The 20,131-nt window shown below is 54.8% G+C and carries 21 protein-coding genes; 10 read left to right on the forward strand and 11 right to left on the reverse strand.

Annotated elements, in window-relative coordinates; genetic code table 11:
• Nucleotides 1-72: 72 nt before the first annotated feature.
• Complete coding sequence (locus Q0824_RS03560) at nucleotides 73-1,803, forward strand: proline--tRNA ligase (RefSeq protein ID WP_298447584.1); 1,731 nt, start codon at nucleotides 73-75, stop codon at nucleotides 1,801-1,803.
• 92 nt (nucleotides 1,804-1,895) lie between these two features.
• Here Q0824_RS03560 and murB read toward each other — a convergent pair whose 3' ends face one another.
• From murB to Q0824_RS03605, 9 genes are all read right to left on the reverse strand, one after another.
• A complete protein-coding gene (gene murB, locus Q0824_RS03565; RefSeq protein ID WP_298447585.1) occupies nucleotides 1,896-2,924 on the reverse strand; it encodes a UDP-N-acetylmuramate dehydrogenase in 1,029 nt (342 codons plus the stop codon).
• Nucleotides 2,921-3,400 (reverse strand): low molecular weight protein-tyrosine-phosphatase, encoded by a 480-nt coding sequence (locus Q0824_RS03570; protein WP_298447587.1) that lies wholly within the window; start codon nucleotides 3,398-3,400, stop codon nucleotides 2,921-2,923. Before Q0824_RS03570 ends, murB begins: the two co-directional genes overlap by 4 nt.
• The gene (gene kdsB, locus Q0824_RS03575; RefSeq protein WP_298447589.1) at nucleotides 3,397-4,212 is read right to left on the reverse strand and encodes a 3-deoxy-manno-octulosonate cytidylyltransferase; all 816 of its coding nucleotides are present in this window, start codon (nucleotides 4,210-4,212) and stop codon (nucleotides 3,397-3,399) included. Before kdsB ends, Q0824_RS03570 begins: the two co-directional genes overlap by 4 nt.
• 27 nt (nucleotides 4,213-4,239) lie before the next feature.
• Nucleotides 4,240-4,428, reverse strand: a complete 189-nt coding sequence (locus Q0824_RS03580) for a Trm112 family protein (RefSeq protein ID WP_298447591.1) — start codon at nucleotides 4,426-4,428, stop codon at nucleotides 4,240-4,242.
• Nucleotides 4,429-4,447: 19 nt separating this feature from the next.
• Entirely contained in the window at nucleotides 4,448-5,485 is a 1,038-nt protein-coding gene (gene lpxK / locus Q0824_RS03585; protein ID WP_298447593.1) for a tetraacyldisaccharide 4'-kinase, read from the reverse strand.
• Nucleotides 5,482-7,260, reverse strand: a complete 1,779-nt coding sequence (gene msbA / locus Q0824_RS03590; protein WP_298447594.1) for a lipid A export permease/ATP-binding protein MsbA — start codon at nucleotides 7,258-7,260, stop codon at nucleotides 5,482-5,484. The genes lpxK and msbA overlap by 4 nt, the downstream gene beginning before the upstream one ends.
• Nucleotides 7,257-7,682, reverse strand: coding sequence for a biopolymer transporter ExbD (locus Q0824_RS03595; protein ID WP_298447596.1), 426 nt, complete (start codon nucleotides 7,680-7,682; stop codon nucleotides 7,257-7,259). Before Q0824_RS03595 ends, msbA begins: the two co-directional genes overlap by 4 nt.
• Nucleotides 7,683-7,687: 5 nt before the next feature.
• Entirely contained in the window at nucleotides 7,688-8,314 is a 627-nt protein-coding gene (locus Q0824_RS03600) for a MotA/TolQ/ExbB proton channel family protein (RefSeq protein WP_298447597.1), read from the reverse strand.
• A 72-nt stretch (nucleotides 8,315-8,386) separates the two neighbouring features.
• Nucleotides 8,387-10,792, reverse strand: a complete 2,406-nt coding sequence (locus Q0824_RS03605) for a DNA internalization-related competence protein ComEC/Rec2 (protein ID WP_298447598.1) — start codon at nucleotides 10,790-10,792, stop codon at nucleotides 8,387-8,389.
• An 83-nt stretch (nucleotides 10,793-10,875) separates the two neighbouring features.
• On the opposite strand from Q0824_RS03605, the gene Q0824_RS03610 reads away from it, so the two are divergent.
• Nucleotides 10,876-11,421: a DUF2062 domain-containing protein gene (locus tag Q0824_RS03610; protein ID WP_298447599.1), complete on the forward strand. Its 546-nt coding sequence runs from the start codon at nucleotides 10,876-10,878 to the stop codon at nucleotides 11,419-11,421.
• Here Q0824_RS03610 and lolD read toward each other — a convergent pair.
• Together lolD and Q0824_RS03620 are read right to left on the reverse strand one after the other, a co-directional pair.
• Complete coding sequence (lolD, locus tag Q0824_RS03615; protein ID WP_298449508.1) at nucleotides 11,409-12,098, reverse strand: lipoprotein-releasing ABC transporter ATP-binding protein LolD; 690 nt, start codon at nucleotides 12,096-12,098, stop codon at nucleotides 11,409-11,411. The genes Q0824_RS03610 and lolD overlap by 13 nt on opposite strands.
• 13 nt (nucleotides 12,099-12,111) lie before the next feature.
• Nucleotides 12,112-13,353 carry a lipoprotein-releasing ABC transporter permease subunit gene (locus Q0824_RS03620; protein WP_298447601.1) on the reverse strand — a complete coding sequence of 414 codons (1,242 nt, stop codon included), beginning with the start codon at nucleotides 13,351-13,353 and terminating at the stop codon, nucleotides 12,112-12,114.
• A gap of 124 nt (nucleotides 13,354-13,477) precedes the next feature.
• On the opposite strand from Q0824_RS03620, the gene Q0824_RS03625 reads away from it, so the two are divergent.
• The 8 genes from Q0824_RS03625 to Q0824_RS03660 all read left to right on the forward strand — a co-directional run bounded on the left by Q0824_RS03625 (nucleotide 13,478) and on the right by Q0824_RS03660 (nucleotide 20,031).
• Nucleotides 13,478-14,065, forward strand: coding sequence for a PilZ domain-containing protein (locus Q0824_RS03625; RefSeq protein ID WP_298447603.1), 588 nt, complete (start codon nucleotides 13,478-13,480; stop codon nucleotides 14,063-14,065).
• 86 nt (nucleotides 14,066-14,151) lie between these two features.
• Nucleotides 14,152-14,475: a hypothetical protein gene (locus Q0824_RS03630; protein WP_298447605.1), complete on the forward strand. Its 324-nt coding sequence runs from the start codon at nucleotides 14,152-14,154 to the stop codon at nucleotides 14,473-14,475.
• A gap of 110 nt (nucleotides 14,476-14,585) precedes the next feature.
• A complete protein-coding gene (locus Q0824_RS03635) occupies nucleotides 14,586-15,638 on the forward strand; it encodes an agmatine/peptidylarginine deiminase (protein ID WP_298447607.1) in 1,053 nt (350 codons plus the stop codon).
• A complete protein-coding gene (locus Q0824_RS03640) occupies nucleotides 15,635-16,570 on the forward strand; it encodes a carbon-nitrogen hydrolase (protein ID WP_298447609.1) in 936 nt (311 codons plus the stop codon). The genes Q0824_RS03635 and Q0824_RS03640 overlap by 4 nt, the downstream gene beginning before the upstream one ends.
• A gap of 7 nt (nucleotides 16,571-16,577) precedes the next feature.
• A complete protein-coding gene (locus Q0824_RS03645) occupies nucleotides 16,578-17,489 on the forward strand; it encodes an AAA family ATPase (RefSeq protein WP_298447611.1) in 912 nt (303 codons plus the stop codon).
• Between the two features lie 139 nt (nucleotides 17,490-17,628).
• Entirely contained in the window at nucleotides 17,629-18,582 is a 954-nt protein-coding gene (gene trxB, locus Q0824_RS03650) for a thioredoxin-disulfide reductase (protein ID WP_298447612.1), read from the forward strand.
• A 21-nt stretch (nucleotides 18,583-18,603) separates the two neighbouring features.
• Nucleotides 18,604-19,317 carry a leucyl/phenylalanyl-tRNA--protein transferase gene (gene aat, locus Q0824_RS03655; protein WP_298447614.1) on the forward strand — a complete coding sequence of 238 codons (714 nt, stop codon included), beginning with the start codon at nucleotides 18,604-18,606 and terminating at the stop codon, nucleotides 19,315-19,317.
• Nucleotides 19,318-20,031, forward strand: a complete 714-nt coding sequence (locus Q0824_RS03660) for an arginyltransferase (protein WP_298447615.1) — start codon at nucleotides 19,318-19,320, stop codon at nucleotides 20,029-20,031. It abuts the gene before it with no gap.
• The last annotated feature ends 100 nt before the right edge of the window (nucleotides 20,032-20,131 follow it).

Below are 20,131 nucleotides of genomic sequence, written 5' to 3' on the forward strand. Positions count from 1 at the left end.
CGGCAGGCTCCGTACAATAAACGCCACTTTACGAAACACCCTTCTACGAAACATCAATGAACGGAAACCACAATGCGAGCAAGCCGTTATCTGATTGCAACCCAGAAAGAGACACCGTCTGACGCGGAGGTTATCAGCCACCAGTTAATGCTGCGTGCCGGTATGATCCGGAAGCTGGCAGCCGGCCTTTACACCTGGCTACCCATGGGCCTGAGAACCTTGCGCAAGGTTGAACGGATTGTTCGTGAAGAAATGGACAAAAGCGGCGCCCAGGAAGTTCTGATGCCCGCCGTTCAGCCAGCGGAACTTTGGCAAGAGTCTGGCCGCTGGGAAGAATACGGCGGCGAACTGCTGCGAATGAACGACCGTCACGGGCGTGAGTTCTGCTTTGGCCCTACCCACGAAGAAGTCATCACTGACCTGATCCGCAATGAGCTGAAAAGCTACAAGGAATTGCCTGCCAACTTCTATCAGATACAAACCAAGTTCCGTGATGAGCGCCGTCCACGATTTGGCGTTATGCGCGCCCGTGAATTCATCATGAAGGATGCCTACTCCTTCCACGTGAATGCGGAATCCCTGGATGAGACCTATCAGGTAATGCACCGCACCTATTGCGCTATCTTTGACCGCCTGGGCTTGAACTACCGCCCGGTACAGGCTGATTCAGGCGCCATCGGCGGCAGTGCCTCCCATGAATTCCACGTACTCGCCTCATCCGGTGAAGACGACATCGTGTTCAGTACAGACAGCGATTACGCCGCGAACATTGAGAAGGCGGAAGCTGTGGCCCCAGCCGGCGAGCGCGCAGCTCCGGGTGAAGAGCTGAAAGAAATTGCAACGCCGGATCAGCGTACCATTGACGCCATTTCTGAATTTTTGAAAATCGATGCCACCCGCACGGTGAAAACCCTGCTGGTTAAAGCGCAAGCCGATGAAGAAGGCAATGCCGGCCTGATCGCCCTGATATTGCGTGGCGACCACACGCTGAACGAGATCAAAGCAGAAAACCTGGCAGGCGTGGCAGAGCCCCTGACCATGGCCACCGATGAAGAGATTGAATCTGCTATCGGCTGCAAAGCCGGCTCCATCGGCCCGGTAAACCTGCCTGTGCCAGTAATTGTGGACCGCAGCGCAGCGCATCTTGCAGATTTTGTGTGCGGCGCCAACAAAGAAGGCTACCACCTGACAGGCGTTAACTGGGAGCGTGATTTACCCCTGGGCCGGGTTGAAGATATCCGTAACGTTGTTGAAGGCGATGTCAGCCCGGATGGCAAAGGCACTCTGGAGATCCGCAGAGGCATTGAAGTTGGCCATATTTTCAAGCTGGGCAACAAGTACAGCACCGCCATGAACGCGACGGTACTTGATGAGAACGGCAAAACCGTGATCATGGATATGGGCTGCTATGGCATTGGCGTATCCCGCATCGTGGCGGCTTCTATTGAGCAAAACCACGATGAAAAAGGCATTATCTGGCCGGATGCGATTGCGCCCTTCCAGGTGGCCATCGTTACGCTTAATGCCCACAAAACCCCTGCGGTGGCGGAAGCTGGCGAGAAGCTCTATGAGCAATTGCAGCAGGCTGGCTACGATGTACTACTGGACGACCGTAAAGAGCGCCCGGGCGTGAAGTTTGCCGATATGGAGCTGATGGGTATTCCCCATCGTTTTGTTATTTCTGATCGTGGGTTAGCGGCCGGCACTTTGGAATATAAGGGCCGCAGAGACGCTGACAAGCAGGACATTGCAATTGAAGAAGCTCTGCCTGTTCTTGCCAAGGCATCACCACAAAAAGGCTGAGAAAAGCGGACGTGACCTAGCTGGGTTCAAGGCCTGAAGTATGGCCTTGAACTACTGTCAGCATGTGTGGGGCCGGAAGTTGTTTGAGGCTGTCAGCCGCCTACAATTCCTGGCTCCATCTCCAAAGCCACACCAAAACGTTCCTGCACCGACTCGCGAATATCTGAAGCCAGCTCCAGTACATCCTTCCCTGTTCCGCCTGAATGATTTATCAAAACCAGTGCTTGCCGGTTATGAACACCCACGGTGGCATTCCGATAGCCTTTCCAACCGCATTGATCAATCAACCATGCTGCCGCCAGCTTTACGGCCTCAGTCTGCGGATAACCAACCACGTCCGGATACATGGCTTGCAGTTCTTCAAACTTCCCGGCTGGTACCACGGGGTTTTTGAAAAAACTGCCTACGTTAGGAATCATCTCAGGATCTGGCAATTTTCGACGGCGCACTGCCATCACGGCTTCAGCCACGGTCAGTGCGTCCAGATCCTTAAAGGCCGCATCCCCAAAGTATTCTTCCAGATCGCGGTATCCAAGCTTTAGGGGTTTGGTACGGGACAAACGGAGCCTGATCTCGGTAATGATGTAACGCCCAGGCGAGCGTTTGAACAGGCTATCGCGATAGGCAAAGCCGCACTCTGCGTTATCAAGACAAACCAGCTGGCCAGACTCGCGGTCCCAGGCTGTTACGGAAATCAGCGTATCGCATAGTTCTACGCCATAGGCACCTATATTCTGTACTGGCGCCGCTCCGGCCGTTCCAGGAATAAGCGCCAGGTTCTCTATACCCTTGTACCCGGATCCAGCTGCATAGAGAACCGCCCCATGCCAGTTTTCTCCAGCTCCCAGAACCAAAGTGGCGCCTGTTTCGTCCACCTGCTCCCAATAACGGGCTGCTATTCGTACACGAATAACCAGGCCGTTAAAGTCTCCGGCAAAAACCAGATTACTGCCACTTCCGAGGACCAGTGTCTGGTGGTCGTTTTCATGGGCCCATGTCAGTGCGCTGCGCAAGTCATCCAGGCTTTCGGCATCCATGTAGTATCTTGCTGTAGCGGACACGCTCAGGGTGTTGAGCTTCAAAAGCCCCACGTTCTCCTGAAGTTCCGCTCCAAAACTCACGCCATGCGCTCCTGAATATCTCTTAGCAGGCCCTCGCCGGCATCCTGAATCAGATCAAGCACATGCTCAAACCCCTCTTCACCACCATAATAAGGATCAGGAACTTCAGTCAGATCTGAGCGGCCGTATTCCAGAAAAAGCGTCGGCTTAGTGCCACCATTCTGATGCCATATATCCTTTACATCGGCCAGATTCTGACGGTCCATTACGATTATATAATCGAAGGTATCCAGATCTTTTTCAGTAAACTGACGCGCTTCAAGGGCACTAATATCAACGCCACGGTTGTTGGCAGCCGCAATCGAGCGCGCATCAGGCCCCTTTCCTATGTGCCAGTTACTGGTTCCGCAGGAGTCGATGTAAACCTTGTCCTGCAATTCAGCCTGCTGCACCAGCTTCCGAAACAGTCCTTCTGCCGTTGGCGATCGGCAAATATTGCCAAGACAAACAAAAAGGACACTGACCTGCATGCTCATGCCTTACTTTCTCCTGTTTCAACCGATTTAGCCATCCAGGCTCTTACCCGCTGTAAATCTTCCTCTGTATCAACGCCCGCTGGCGGTGTTCCGGCGGCCACTTCAACATGGATGCGGGCACCGTTATACAGTGCTCTGAGCTGCTCCAAAGACTCGGCCTGCTCTGTTGGCGCTGGCGCCCAGGATACAAACTGGCTTAACACCTGCGCGCGGTAACCGTAGATACCAATATGGCGAAAGTAACCGGTGCCATCTTTAAGGGCCGCCGCCGCATTGGGTGATGCGAGGTTGTCTTTACCCACACTGCTCCAGTGATCCCGCGCCCAGGGAATGGGGGCGCGGCTGAAGTAGTGGGCCATACCCTCTGCATCAAACACAACCTTGACAACATTGGGGTTGAACACCTGTTCGAGGTCATGGAGCCGCTCGCAAAGTGTCGAGATTGCCGCATCCGGGTAGCGTTCCAGGTTGACTGCCACCTGATCAATCAGCTCGGCGGGGATCAGGGGTTCATCTCCCTGCACATTCACCACACGGTGGTCTGGGTCGAGACCCAACTTGCGCACCACCTCTTCAAGGCGGTCGGTACCACTAACATGGTTGGGCGAGGTCATGACAACCTCAGCGCCGAAGGCTTCACAGGCGGCCTGTATACGCGAATCATCCGTAGCAACAACTACGCGACTTGCCCGGCTTTCCGACGCACGCTCACACACGTGCTGAATCATGGGTTTGCCGGCTATATCCAGCAGCGGTTTGCCAGGTAATCGGGTAGAGGCATAACGAGCCGGAATCACGACCGTAAAAGACATGGGGATTCGATCCTGCAGAGAATCTGCTCAGTTTTTGTGAAGACGTTCGTCGGTGCTTAGAGTGCGCGCTTCAGTGGCCAGCATAACCGGAATACCCTCGCGGACAGGAAACGCCATGGCGTCCGCAAAGCACGTCAGTTCGGTTTTTGCTTCGTTCAATTTCAGCTCGCCCTTGCATACCGGGCAGGCAAGCAGAGCCACGAGTTTTTTGTCCATAGTGCTATCTCACTGACAGTTAGGAAGCAGGCGCTCCGGAGCTCGCCCGCAATTTTTCAAGAACAGCTGCTTTAAATGCCTCAGGCAACACTGCCTCAACATGCAGCACCCAGGCATTATCCGGTGCAAAACTGCTGCATTTGACGCCATCTTTGGCCGTCATCACCAGCATGTGACCCGCCTCGGAGCCAAGGTCTTCCGGGCGGAAGCGATGATGATCGGGAAAAGGCACAGCAATTAACTTTGCCCCCAGGCCTTTGAGCGTATCAAAAAAACGCGTGGGGTTTCCTATGCCAGCTATGGCACGAATTTTTTGGCCCTGCAGGCTTTCGGGTGAGCGGGATTCACCGGTTTTGAGGTTGACCAGGCGCGTTGGCTGAAGCCTCATGGCATACATATGTGGGTGCATAAGACCCGCCAGTGCTTCCGGCGACACCTGGCCTGCTTCGTCGACAGAGGTTGCGCCATTCACGATCACAAAATCAACCTTATCCAGCCGGCTCACTGGCTCTCGCAGTGGCCCCACAGGTATCAACGCGCCATTGCCTATTCCACGAGCAGCATCAAACACTGATAACTCAATATCCCGTGGCAGCTTGTAATGCTGCAGACCGTCATCGCAGATCAACACATCACCTAGCGCATTATCGAGCACGAACGCCGCACCCCTGCGCCTATCCGGGTCAACAACTACGGGTACGCCGGTTGCCTGAGCCAACATAACTGGCTCGTCACCGGCAAGCGACGGTAAGGTATCCGCGGTTACCAATAATGGGTGCTCAGACGCGCTGCCACCGTAGCCACGGCTAAGAACGACAGGGTGCCAACCCTCAGCTTTCATAATGCTGACCAGCCAAGCTGTTAGCGGGGATTTACCCGTACCTCCGGCTGTGATGTTACCCACTACCACAACCGGAACCGGTAGCTTTTCGGTATAAGCCGTCATCGCTTTGCGCCGCCGCGCTTCAGCAATGGCGCGATAAAGCCATGAGAACGGTGATAACAAGACCAAAGGACGACCTTTGCCATACCAGAGGCGATCTACCAGAGATGTCATGAGTGCTCGCTGAATTGCATTTGGTGCAACTGGGCATAAGCGCCTTTCTGTGCGAGTAGCTCTTCATGGCGCCCCGATTCAACAATACGACCGTTGTCCATAACCAATATTCGGTCTGCGCTCTCAATGGTCGAAAGCCTGTGGGCAATAACCAACGTGGTTCGGCCCTGAATAACGGTTTCCAATGCTTTCTGAATGTGACGCTCAGACTCAGTATCCAGAGCGGAGGTGGCTTCATCCAGAATCAATATGGGGGCATCTTTCAACAAGGCCCTGGCAATCGCCAGCCTTTGCCGCTGACCACCTGAGAGCATCACGCCATTGTCACCAATCATGGTGTCGAGCCCTTCAGGCATTCGGTCGATAAACTCCAACGCATGAGCTTTGGCCGCCGCTTCACGAATTTCTTCCCGACTGCAGTCCCGAAGCGCACCATAGGCAATATTGGCCGCAATAGTATCGTTAAACAGCACCACGTTCTGAGTCACCAGTGCAATCTGGCTTCGCAGTGCTTTAAGGGAGAAGTCTTTGAGGGAGCGCCCATCAATGCGGATATCGCCACCGGTATATTCATAAAACCGGGGCAGCAGGCTCACCAAAGTTGATTTACCGCTGCCAGAGCGCCCGACCAGCGCCACGCTCTGACCCGCAGGAATATCAATGGAAATACCTTCCAATACATTATCGAGCTGATCACGGTAGCGAAACGACATGTCATCAAATTCAATGTTGCCTTCCACACGGTCAGGCGAAAAGGTACCGGGGTCCTGCTCCGGGGCCTCGTCGATGGTTTCAAACACATCGTAGGCCGCTGCCACACCCTTCTGAATTTGCGCGTGAACCGAGGTCACCTGACGAATCGGCTTGGCCATGGTGGTGGCGGCAGTAATGAAGGCCACCAGCTGCCCTGTGCTCATCTCGCCTCTAATTTCCGGGGACAACATGGTCCAGACCAACGCAGCTATTGCCACGGCTACCAACGTCTGAATCACCGGAACACTGATTGCCTGGGTAGAGGCCATTTTCAGGCTTTGCTTCAGGTTTCTATCGTTAACCTTTTGAAAACGCTGCTTTTCGTACTCCACACCACCGAACGTTCGGACAACCCGATACCCGGTGATGGACTCAGAGGCCACGTGGGTTATGTCGCCCATAGAGCCTTGAATGCGTTGGCTGATTTTGCGGAATCGCTTGCTGGCGTAACTCACAACTGCCCCAATCAGAGGCCCAACCGCCAGAAATATCAGAGTCAACTTCCAGTTGGTATACAGCATAAAGCCAAGAAGACCGACAATTGTAAGGCCTTCCCGCAAGGTTATGGTGACGGCATTTGTAGTGGCTTCTGCCACCTGTTCTACGTTAAAAGTCAGTTTGGAAACCAACCTGCCGGCAGCATTTTCGTCAAAGTAACGGGATGGCAGAGTCATCAGGCGGTTGAAGACATCAGTGCGAAGGGAGTTGATAACCTGTCGGCCAACGTAGCTGATGAAATATTGGCTTAGAAACGTCCCGATTCCACGGAAGGTAAACATGCCTATGATCAAGGCTGTCAGCAAAATCCGGTTTTGCTCAGTGGGGTTTTCGATGGCCGCGATAACATATTCCATCGCAGCGGCCATGCCTGTGGAGGCAGCCGCATAAATGATGTTACCGACAACTGCAAGCGAGAACGCCAACCAAAACGGTTTTACATACGCAAGTAAGCGCTTGTAGGTCTCCCAGCTTTCGCCGGGTTTGACCGCTTGGGGTTCTGGTGGCGGTACGGCTTGGCTCACTGGGTTTCGGCCTCACGTTCTGTCGTAATACTCAGCTTGGCAAAACCAAGGCGCCCCGCAACATCCATAGCTCTTACCACATATTCATGGGGAGTCCGGGCATCTGCCGTAATCACGAATGGTAGATCCGTGTCACCTTCAGCTAGCTCGCTCACCCCACGCTCAAGGGTCTCGCGGCGATTGTTCACGAGCGCTTTATCGTTGAGGATATACTGGCCTTCAGCATTGATAACAACATCTATCTGCTTCACTTCAGATGCGGCAGACGGCTCGCCGCTGGCTTCTGGCAGCACCACCTGAAGGTGACTTTCCCGAGTGAAGGTCGTTGAGACCATAAAGAAAATCAGCAGCAGGAACACCACATCGATCAGCGGCGTCAGGTCTACCCCAACTTCCTGGCTTCTCTGGCGTGTGAACTTCACGGCGTTCAGGCCCCTTCTACGTCGATTTCACGATCACCGTGAACAACTTCAACCAGCTTGATAGCTTCTTGCTCCATACCTACCACCAGTTCATCCACCCGCCGGATAAAATAGCGGTGACAAATCAGTGCAGGAATAGCAATGCTCAGCCCCGCTGCGGTGGTTATCAAAGCTTCGGAGATGCCACCAGCAAGATTGCCGGCATTACCCACACCTGCAAGCTGGATTTCAGCAAACACCTTGATCATGCCGATCACGGTGCCAAGAAGGCCCAACAAGGGTGTTATGGTTGCAACGGTGCCCAGAGGGTTCAAAAAGCGTTCCAGCTCGTGAATTACCTGGGTAGCCTCATGCTCAATACTCTCCTTCATAATCTCACGGCCATGCTTGGCATTCATGAGACCCGCCGCAAGAATACGGCCCAAAGGTGATGAGCCCTGCAGTGCCTTGAGCTTGCGACTATTAAGCTCTTTTTTCTTGATCCAGCGCCACAGTTCATTGATGGTCTGAGGCGGTGCAACACGTGACGCACGAAGCGTCCAGAAACGTTCCAGAATAATCGCGAGTGCCAGAATGGAACAGGCAATAATTGGCACCATGAGAATGCCACCAGCTTTCAACAGCTCGAACACGCTTGATCTCCCTGATTGTTAACAAGCCGCGCTACTTTAGCATAGCTGCAGGTCGAGGCCACACCCGCAATGTCACGGTATTTCACACTTGGCTCTGGTAAGGCCCGGGCCGCCAATCCAGAAGGGTACTGAGTGGCGGGCTTCTGTAGTTTTTACAGCGCCATTGTCCACGGCCAACAGCAGCCCGCCCGAACATGCAGTGTTAAACGCTGTGGCGCCTCCGCTCCGGTAGCGTGCGGTTACATCCCTGTGAGGATGTCCATATCTATGCATGTAGCCTGCCGTATAGATCACTATGTCGGGCTTCAGTTCATCAACCCAAGCACCGGACGACGATGTTTTACTGCCATGGTGCGGCGCGATAACAACGCGTTCACGGGGCTGACTTTCAGCCCGAAGGTCTCTGGACACTTTCAAATATCGAGCCTCGATACGGGAACTGATATCGCCCGGAAACAGCCATTCCGCAGCCAGGCCCTGCCGGGCGGAGAGAACACAGGATGCATCATTACCTTTGACCTTGCCTTCGGCGCGCCAGAATGAAAGCAGCAGCTCATCTCCCAGTACCCCCTCCCCCGCACATTCGAGGACACTCACTGCCTCAGCGTGCTCCAGCTTGGCACGAACAGCCGCTGGCTCACCGGTCACAATACGACCAACATCAAATTGCTCAAGGATTTGGTTAATCCCGCCGGAATGATCACCGTCGGCATGGCTTATAACCAATGTATCGATGCGTTTTATTCCCAAGGCTTTCAGATTGGGTATCAGCACAGATTCCGCAGCTGAAAACACGCCTTTCACTTCAGGCCCTGTGTCATAGAGCAACACCTGGTCGCCCGCCCTCAACATAGCAGAGAGGCCTTGCCCAACATCCCAAACTCTAACTTCAGGCTGTGCAAGGCTTGGATTACCGGGCTTACCCGGAAAACTCGCGGCAACCCCCCAGCTCGCCAAAACAACTACCCCAACCGCCCGGAATGTCCGAATGGGCACCAATACAACCAACAGCACCAACAACGCAAAGGCGACAATTTCAAAGATGCTGCCATGAAGATCGGGCCAACTCATCCTGGCGACCACGCCAAGAAAGCTCCACAGAACTCCAAGCAAGGCATCCATCAACGGAATAACCAGATCGATCAAGGCCGGAAACACCGCGACAGCAATCCCACCAACGAGAAGCACCGGCATGAGTACGAGAGAAACCCAAGGGATAGCAACAATATTCGCGAGTAATCCCGCAACTGGCTGCCCCTCGCCGACCAGCTCAAGTAGCGGCCAAAGCCCGGCAAATACAGCTCCCTGAGCAATGAACAAACCGGCCAGCCACCCTGTGCCACCCAGGCGACCCGCAAAAGCACAGATGAGAATAGAGACGGCTCCAAATGACAGCCAGAACCCTTGATCCAGCGGAGCAAACGGATCTAACAGAAGCACAAGCCCAAGCGCGATCACAAGCGACTGCCAAACAGGCACCTGCCAGGCGTTCAGCAAAAACCAGCTACCGACCGCCACCATAATCAAGGCCCTGCGTGTTGGCACAGTGAACCCTGTCGCCAATGCATACAACAGACTACAAACAAGCACTACAGTAAACACTGATACGCGGACGGATCGCTCACTAAGCCGGGTTGAGGACACAGCCAATAGAACACGTCGTGTCGCGAACCCTGCGCCCAAAGCAACCAACCCCAGATGAAGACCCGATATAGCAACCAGATGAATGGTTCCTGTCGCCTTTAGAACGCCCCAGTGCTCCGTTGACAAATGCCCGCGGTTGCCAATCAGCAGTGATGCAATTAACGGGTGGTGGCGGGCCCCGGAAAACTGCCCATCCACCCAATCCGCCAGCTGGGCGTGAAGGCGATGATACTGGCACTCTAGCGCGCAAACGACGGTTGGATCCGGAATCGCGCTGCGCACGCTGCCTGTTGCGCGATACCCCTTACGGAACAACCAGTCTTCGTAGCGAAACCCCTCAGGGTTCAGGGTGCCGCGGGGCTGCTTCAGGACTACTTCAAGGCGCAGGCGATGATCCGGAAGCACAACTTCAGGCTGACCATACCAAGCCAGGCGCAATGTTGTGGGGAGTGAATCGTAGGCCTCTTGGGTTAGTGAAAGTCCGTACCAACGAGTCACGCAAAAGCTGAAGCGGATGCTGTTAAAGCTGCCGGCTGATGGAAGATTGCAGATATAGCCTGAAACCTTGGCCCGTTCGCCCTCAAGGCCCTCGGGGAGCCCGTGCCCCAGGCGTTCACTGGCCCACAGGGATGCCCAGGCGATACCCAATGCCAGGCCAATCACAAGCGCCCAAACCGATCCAGGCAACAACCTGCGAACGGGCAAAATCCACAATAAAGCCGGGACTATGGCCAGGAGCTGGCACACTTGAGCTGGCAACACCGCCAATCTATAAAGTAAGATGACGCCGCAGGAAAAAGCGAAAACGCCTATTGCTGTAGAGCTTCCGGACAATCCTTGTCCTCCCGATGTCTTTATCCGTCGGCGGCTTCCTTGACGCCGGATGTTTCATTCTACTTGAAGGTAGAGCATTCCCAATGCCGAAGAAGTTCATGAAACGTTATCTGCCAACACCTGAGAAGGTGCAAGCGATGCAATCGCTTGGTTTTCTTGGCGATATCCTGCATGAACCCAACTTATGGCACATCAACCGTCACAGTGTTTCCCGGGCCTTCCTCATCGGGGTGTTTTTCGCGTTGATCCCCATGCCCTTTCAGATGATTGCCGCGGCCTTCTTTGCCATCTGGTTCAACGCCAATCTGCCGCTATCCGTAGTGCTGGTCTGGATCAGCAACCCGATTACCATGCCGCCCCTGTTCTATTTCAATTACAAGGTGGGCGCCTGGGCGCTAAATCGGCCCGTTCTAAGTTTTGACCTACATTTCTCATGGTCGTGGCTCAGTGAGCGTCTGGTGGATATCGGCATCCCCCTCTACCTGGGATCGCTGATAGTCGCCACGGTTTCCGCATGTATAGCGTATCTGGCGATTCAGTTTATCTGGCGTCGGAAAATCCGCACCGATTGGCAACTGCGCCGCCGGGTCCGCAGAGAGCTCCGGCGTTCCCGCGATCAGGCCTCCTGAACCAACCGACCTTGCTCAAGCCTAAGCACCCGCCCCAGGCTCCGCGCCATTTTCATATCGTGGGTCACCATGACAAACGCAATCCCCAACTGATCCCTCAAAGATTCTATAAGTGCCCGAACCCCTTCACCCGTGTGCTCATCAAGGTTGCCCGTGGGCTCATCCATCAACACACAATCCGGCTCGTTAACCAGCGCCCGGGCTATAGCAACACGCTGACGCTCACCGCCAGATAGCTCCCCAGGCTTATGTTCAAGACGCTCTGCCAGCCCAACCCTTTGCAAAATTGATTGCGCCCGGGCGCGGGCATCATTAACGGCCATTCCGCCAAGCGCGCAGGGCATCATGACGTTCTCAAGTGCAGTGAACTCTGGCAGCAGATGATGGAACTGATACACAAACCCCAGATGACGATTACGGAAACGGGCCCGACCTGATTCGGACAGGCGATGGATATCCTTGCCACAGATCGAAATCTGCCCGGTAGACGGCTTGTCGAGCCCGCCAAGGAGATTAAGCAGCGTTGTCTTGCCGGCACCACTACTCCCTACAATCGCCACCGTTTCGCCGGCTGTAACTTCCAGCGATATGTCGGAGAAAATTGTCAGCTTTTCCGGCCCCTGAGTGTAGGTGCGGGTAACCTGACGGCAGTCGATCACCAGAGGCGTATCCTTCATGGCTTCAGGTTCCTTATTCATAACGAAGAGCCTCCGCAGGATCCACTCTCGACGCTCTCCACGCCGGGTAGATAGTCGCCAACAAACTCATGGCAAGCCCTGCACCGCTGATTATGGCTACGTCATTCCATTGCAGCTGGGAAGGCAAGTAACTGATGAAATACACATCCGCACTCAGGAACTGCTGCCCAAGGGCGCCTTCAAGCCAGGAAATAAACGCACTGATATTGAGGGCACCCAGGACGCCAAGCGTGGTGCCAATCAGAATGCCAAACACACCGATGACCGCCCCCTGTACGATAAAAATCCGCATGATGTGCCCGGGCGTTGCGCCCATGGTACGGAGAATGGCGATATCCGCGGTTTTATCGGTCACCACCATCACGAGTGTGGACACGATGTTGAACGCCGCCACTGCCACAATAAACATCAGCAGTAAGCCGATCATGGTTTTTTCCATGCGAATGGCCTGGAACAGGTTTCCGTGGGTGCGGGTCCAATCTGAAATGTAATAACGGCCAGAGAGCTCTCTTGCAGCCTCTTCTGCAACCTTGGGGGCAGCAAAAAGGTCATCAACCAATAGCCGAACACCCTGCGCCTTACCTCCGGTTCGCATCAGCTTCGCCGCATCATCCATGTGAATCAGCGTGTAATTGCCATCGAGTTCTGCGCCAACACTGAAAACGCCTTTTACGGTAAACCGTTTGAGGCGGGGCAGCACGCCGGCGGGGGTAACTGAAGCCTCAGGCAGCACCACGGTCACTTTATCGCCTAGCTGCAAACGCAAGCTCGCTGCCATGGTACGGCCCACAATAATGCCAAACTCACCGGAAACCAGATCGTCCAATTTGCCTTCAATCATGTGGTTTTCGATGATGGAGACAGAACGCTCTTCCTCCGGAAGTATGCCGTTGAGCATAACGCCCCGCACTTCACCACCGCCGGTAACCATGCCCTGCCCCTGAATGAACGGAGCCGCAGCCAGAACTCTCGGGTGCCGCTGCACCTGAGCATCCACTGATTCCCAGTCTGCAATCGGCCCACTGCCCTGAATGATTGCATGGGGTACCATGCCCAGGATGCGCTGCTTGAGCTCACGATCAAAACCATTCATTACGGACAGCACGATAATAAGTACGGCCACACCAAGCATCAGCCCGATCATGGAGGTGAGGGATATAAAGGAAATAAAATGATTACGCCTTTTGGCCGCGGTGTAACGCAAGCCGATATAAAACGATAAGGGTCTGAACATGGAGAGGTGCCTGTCGCTACCTTCAGATCGGTCGTGGTCTGGAATTCCCCTCGCAGCCTTTCAGTGCGGTGGGAAACTGCTAAACTTTTACTACTGGCTGAAATCCTTGCTCGCGGAGCCCTGAATGCACACCGAAGATACGCCTTTCGAACCGACAGACAATCTACCTGAGCGTCGGGAATTTTTCCGCATCGAAGACCGGATTGGCCTGGAAGTCCGGAAGCTGCCGCACTCAGCCGAGTTTAGCGACAACCCTTTCAACGACGACCATATCGAGACGCTGAAAGCAGACTTCAGACGACTGGATCAGGACATCAAATCACAGCTCGCCAGTCTTGCCGACCAAGACCGCCTGCTTACCGGTCTGGTAAAGTCCTTGAATGGGAAGCTGGATACGCTAGCGCGCATTATGGCCTTTCAGCAAAATCCCTTGCAACCGGAGGACTGGCAAGACGTAACTCTGAGCGAGGGTGGTCTGGCCTTTTCGGGGAGCCCACAAGCATGGCAAACTGGCGATAAGCTTGCAGTCCGCATGACTTTGCCGCCAGAACTATTCCAGCCCCGAGCCGTGGCACAGGTTTTGGATGTGCAGGCCGCCGAAACAGGCGGAGCAAGGGTTCATACGGGCTTTATCCAGATACAAGATGGGGATCGTCAGCAAATCGCCAGACATGTGATGCGTTGGCAGATTCGTCAGCGCCAAAAAGAGTAGACTGGCGAAAACATGTGACTTTTGCCTTTAATTCTCGGATATTACGTTTTATCCATGTCTCCGGAGTGCTTGCCGGAGGCTCAAGTATGAGTGGAGAACGATCAATGACAATGAAGCGAGTCCTGACCAGCACCCTGGTATCGGCACTATTTATTATGGCTTTCGCCCCGGTTACCGGCGCACTTGCGGAAGAACTCCGTGTACCTGTAGGCAGCCAAGCAGACAGAAGCGACCAAAACGTGCCCCGGGTAGGTACCACACAGGCTTCGGTAAAAGCCTCATGGGGCCAGCCAGCTTCCATTGAGGGTCCTATCGGCCATCCGCCGATCAGCCAGTGGAATTACGGTAATTTTGTGGTCTATTTCGAAAATGATCGTGTCATACACTCGGTCCTGACACCTCAGCGCTGACATTTTTCGACACGGTGTTCTTCCCGCCCACCTGTTCAGGGCACACATTCAGACGACATGCCGCCTTTTTTATAGAATGGCGGCTTTTGCAATTTTAAGGTGACTGTAAAGTGACATCCCTACGCGTGTTGCCCGCTGAGTGGGCACCCCAAAGCGCCGTTGTACTTACCTGGCCTCACCCGGGTACCGACTGGGCAGGGATTATTGATGAGGTAGAGCCCGTATTTCTGGAAATTGCCCGCTCGGTTCTCTATTTCCAACATCTCGTAATCAGCTGTGAGCACGTGGTTCGACTGCAAGACCTTGAGCGCGAGCTAAACGCCTGGGCCAGCCAACAAAACCTGCCCGGACGGGTGCGCGCTGTCCCTGCGCCAGCAAACGACACCTGGGCTCGCGATCACGGCCCGATTACCGTAATAACCGATGGCGAGCCCACCCTGCTGGACTTTCGTTTCAACGCCTGGGGGGGCAAATTCCCCTGGGAGAAAGACGATGCACTCAACCGTCATCTTGCGAATTTTGGAGTGTTTGGTACTACCCCCATGCAAGCGGTGGACTTTGTCCTGGAGGGTGGCTCCATCGAATCGGATGGTGAAGGCACCTTACTAGCCACCAGCGAATGCCTTTTGACCCCCTCACGCAATGCCTCCATGGACCGCGGTGCCATTGAGCAGCTGCTGGCTGAAATGCTGGGGGCAGATCGGATTCTGTGGCTAAACCATGGTTATCTGGCCGGCGACGATACTGACAGCCATATTGATACTCTGGCCCGCTTTTGCGCCCCGGACCATATCTGCTACGTGGCCTGCCCGGACGTGGCAGATGAGCATTACAGTGCCCTCGCAGCCATGGAAGAAGACCTTCAGGAGTTCCGCCAGCGGGATGGTTCGCCCTACAAGCTCACAGCACTCCCCTGGCCTGACCCGGTATTCGGTGACGAAGGCGAACGCCTGCCAGCCACCTACGCTAACTTTCTGATCATTAATGGCGCGGTGCTATTACCTGTATACGATGTACCTCAGGATGAAGAAGCCACTCGAATTATGAGCGGGATATTTCCTGACCGGGAGATAATCCCGATTAACTGCCGCCCCTTGGTCAAACAGCATGGCAGCCTGCACTGCGTCACCATGCAGATCCCGGAAGGAGTTGTCACGCTATGAGTCATAACCCCGGCAGAACCCGGAATTCAAGCCAGCTTGTAGTAGCTGCAATTCAGCAGGCGTGCAGTGAAAACAAAGCCGCCAGCCTCGCCACCTCCGAAATGCTGATTCGCGAAGCGGCCGCCGGTGGCGCTGAGTTGGTTATTCTGCAAGAGCTTCACGCAACCCAGTATTTTTGCCAAATCGAAGATACAAGCATATTTGACCTGGCCGAACCCATTCCTGGGCCCACCAGCGAAAAGCTTTCAGACCTGGCTCGGGAACTGAACGTCGTTATTGTGGGCTCTGTGTTTGAGCGACGCATGAACGGTGTTTATCATAATACCGCTGTGGTCATCGAGACCGATGGGGCCATTGCTGGCCTGTATCGCAAAATGCACATTCCGGACGACCCGGGGTTCTACGAGAAATTTTACTTCACCCCGGGTGATGCCGAGTTCAACGACGGCCGCAGCGGGTTCTCCCCCATCGAAACCTCGGTAGGTAAGCTTGGGGTTCTCGTTTGCTGGGATCAGTGGTACCCGGAAGCGGCACGCCTGATGGCGCTCGCCGGCGCCGAAATTCTGATTTACCCCACCGCCATCGGCTGGGACATAACAGACACTCCGGATGAGCAAGCCCGTCAACTGGAAGCCTGGGTCACCGTTCAACGGGGCCACGCCGTGGCCAACAACCTCCCGGTAGTTGCGCCCAACCGGGTAGGCACTGAACCGGATCCCACCGGGCATTCCGACGGTATACTCTTCTGGGGCAATAGTTTTATCTGCGGTCCTCAAGGCGAGTTCCTCGCCCGGGCCGACGACAGCAGCGAATGCATATTGAGTGTCACCCTTGATCGCCATCGCACTGAATCTATTCGTCGCATCTGGCCGTACTTCAGAGACCGTCGCATCGACGCCTACGGCGACATTCTAAAAAGAGTGAGGGACTGAACCCGGCATGAAAAACCTGGTGGACAACGTAGTTACCGAACTGAACCAGATCCTGCTTGGCAAGGAGCACCAGGTTCGCTTGGCCCTCTGTGGCCTGCTCGCCAGTGGTCACTTGCTGATTGAAGACATTCCAGGCATGGGCAAAACCACCCTCTCCCATGCACTGGCCAAAGTGATGGGGCTTAGTTACCAGCGCATTCAGTTTACCAACGACTTGTTGCCCGCTGATGTACTGGGCTATTCCATGTACGACAAACAAGCAGGGAGTCTGGTATTCCACCAGGGCCCTATTTTTGCCCAGGTGGTCCTGGCAGACGAAATCAACCGCGCGTCGCCACGAACACAGAGCGCACTGCTGGAAGCAATGGAAGAGCGCCAAGTATCCATTGAAGGCGAAACCCGACCACTACCCCATCCGTTTTTTGTAATTGCCACCCAGAATCCTACAGAACAAGGCGGCACCTACCCTCTGCCCGAATCCCAGCTTGATCGTTTTCTGATGCGTATTCGGCTTGGCTATCCCGACCCGAGAGCAGAGCGGGAGTTGTTGGAAGGCGAAGATCGCCGAGTAATGACAGACAGGCTCGGCACCCTGCTCTCCGAGACCGAGCTCGCCAAACTTCAGGAAGAGGTAACCCGCATAACCGCCAGCCCGGCACTGCTGGACTACATCCAACGCTTGCTGGAACAAAGCCGCCGCATGCCCGGACTGCTCTATGGTTTGTCACCCAGAGCCGGGCTTGGGTTGCTCAGAGCCACTAAAGCCTGGGCGTTGATGGAAGGCCGCCGCCACGCACTACCTGATGATATACAAGCAGTATTCCCGTCGATTGCCGAACACCGCCTCGAACAAGGCGAATCCGGAAAAAGTTCTGAACGCGTACGCCAACTGCTGGCCAGCGTTTCGGTACTGGAGTAACCGCATAGATAGCATTGCTTTATCGGAGGAATTGAGCAAAACAAATGGAAGCTTGCTGCTTTCGTGATAGCCTTTTGCTCTTCCTCGCAATACAGGCTCCCAATGAGCCCGACACGTACCGAACAAACGAGAGACACCCATGAGCGAAACCAAACATTCCCGGCTAATCATCCTCGGCTCCGGCCCCGCCGGATACACCGCCGCTGTCTACGCAGCCAGGGCAAACCTCAACCCGACCCTGATTACTGGCATTGAAGTCGGCGGCCAGCTCACCACCACCACCGACGTAGACAACTGGCCAGGCGATAACGGCGGCGTACAAGGCCCGGAACTCATGCAGCGCATGCTCAAACACGCTGAGCGCTTCGAGACCAACATCGTATACGACACCATCAACGAAGCAGACCTACAGACCCGCCCCTTCCGCCTCAAAGGCGACAGCGGCGAATACACCTGCGATGCCCTCATCATCGCTACCGGTGCGTCTGCCATGTACCTCGGCCTGGAGTCGGAAGAAAAATTCAAAGGCCAGGGCGTATCCGCCTGCGCCACCTGCGATGGTTTTTTCTACAAAAAGCAAAAAGTCGCCGTGATCGGTGGTGGCAACACTGCTGTTGAAGAGGCACTGTACCTCTCGAACATCGCCGCAGAAGTCACCCTGGTACACCGCCGCGACAGCCTCCGCGCAGAGAAAATCCTGCAGGACAAACTCTTCGACAAAGCGGAAAACGGCAACATCAACATCGTTTGGGACCACACCCTCGACGAAGTTCTGGGCGACGGCACCGGCGTAACCGGCATGCGTATCAGAAGCATGAAAGACGACTCCAAACAGGATCTCGACCTGGCGGGCGTGTTCATCGCCATCGGCCACAAGCCCAACACCGGCTTGTTCGAAGGCCAGCTAAACATGGAAAACGGCTACATCAAGATCCAGTCCGGCCTCGAAGGCATGGCCACACAAGCCAGCATCCCGGGCGTATTCGCCGCCGGCGACGTAGCCGACCACGTTTACCGCCAGGCCGTAACCTCCGCCGGTTTCGGTTGCATGGCTGCATTAGATGCCGAAAAGTTTCTGGATCAGCAAGCTTAAGAGTTATCGGCAAAAGACAGGATGACTTCACTACCCTGGCTAGACCCCGACCAGCTGTGGTTCCCCTCAGCCGATGAAGCCCTCGACGACCCCGATGGCCTCCTCGCGCTGGGTGGTGACCTCTCCACAGAACGGCTAATCCTCGCCTACCGCAGCGGCATCTTCCCCTGGTACAGCGACGACCAACCCATACTCTGGTGGTCCCCAGACCCCCGTTGCGTGCTCTTCCCCGAAAACATACACATATCCCGAAGCCTGCGCAGAACGCTCAACCAGAGGCGCTTCAGCGTCACCACAGACCAAGCCTTCAGCCGAATCATCCGCTTGTGCGCCTCCACCCGCAGCGAAGGCACCTGGATAACCGACGACATGATCGCAAGTTACTCAGCCCTGCACCGCCAGGGAGTCGCCCACTCCATCGAAGTATGGAACCAGAAAGGCGAGTTGGCGGGCGGCATGTACGGGCTGGCCATTGGGCAATGCTTCTTTGGTGAATCCATGTTTTCCCTGGAAACTAATGCATCCAAAGTGCTCATGGTCCATCTTGCCCACCAACTGCAAGACTGGGGCTATCGAATCATGGACTGCCAGGTAGAAAGCTCTCACCTTCTCAGCATGGGCGCACGCACCCTACCAAGAAACGAGTTCTTATCTATAATCAGTGAGTATGCGGACAAAAAACCGAACCAGAGCAACTGGACATTCGACTGGCAGTGGAACCGGCCGGAGGCGTAAATGAGTAGTCTGAGAACTCTGGTGTTCTACGCAACACCAGCCCACGACTGCAGCTATCTTCCAGATCGCGAAGCGACAACTATGTTTGTCGACCCGCGCGCCCAAATCGACAAAAAACTCTATAGCCAACTGACCGCACTGGGCTTCCGGCGCAGCGGCTCACATTACTATCGCCCGCACTGTGAAGCGTGCAACGCCTGTATCCCGGTGCGACTGAACGTGAATCACTTCCAACCGGATCGCAATCAACGCCGGGTCATGAAAAAGAACAGTGATCTTGAATGCACACTGGTGCCGGCCGCCTTCAATGAGAGCTACTATCGGCTTTATGCCAACTATGTGGAACTGCGCCATAAAGACGGTGACATGTACCCGCCCTCCCGTGAGCAGTTCATTTCCTTTCTGGTAGAAGGAAACTCCGACTCCTGGTTCCTGGAAATGCGCAAAGACGGAGAGCTGCTAGCATTGGCCGCAGTCGACGTTCTGGATGACGGGCTCTCCGCCATCTATACCGTATTCGATCCGGCTCAAGAGAGCCGTAGTTTGGGCACCTTTGCCGTTCTCTGGCAAATTGAAGAGACGCAAAGACGCAAACAGCCGCACCTCTATCTTGGATACTGGATAAAACAGTGCAACAAAATGAGTTATAAAACGCGCTTCAAGCCCCTGGAAGCGCTCCATGATGGTCAGTGGCGAGTCCTGAAAACCGAATAACGCGGTATGACACGTAAATACCGATATAAACCGGCAATAAGCGGCTTTATTTGCCGCCAATAATGAACTCACTTTGCCAAACGGCTACAAATAAGGCAGA

The sequence above is a fragment of the uncultured Marinobacter sp. genome (genome assembly GCF_947488835.1).
In the GTDB taxonomy this organism is placed as follows: Bacteria; Pseudomonadota; Gammaproteobacteria; order Pseudomonadales; family Oleiphilaceae; genus Marinobacter.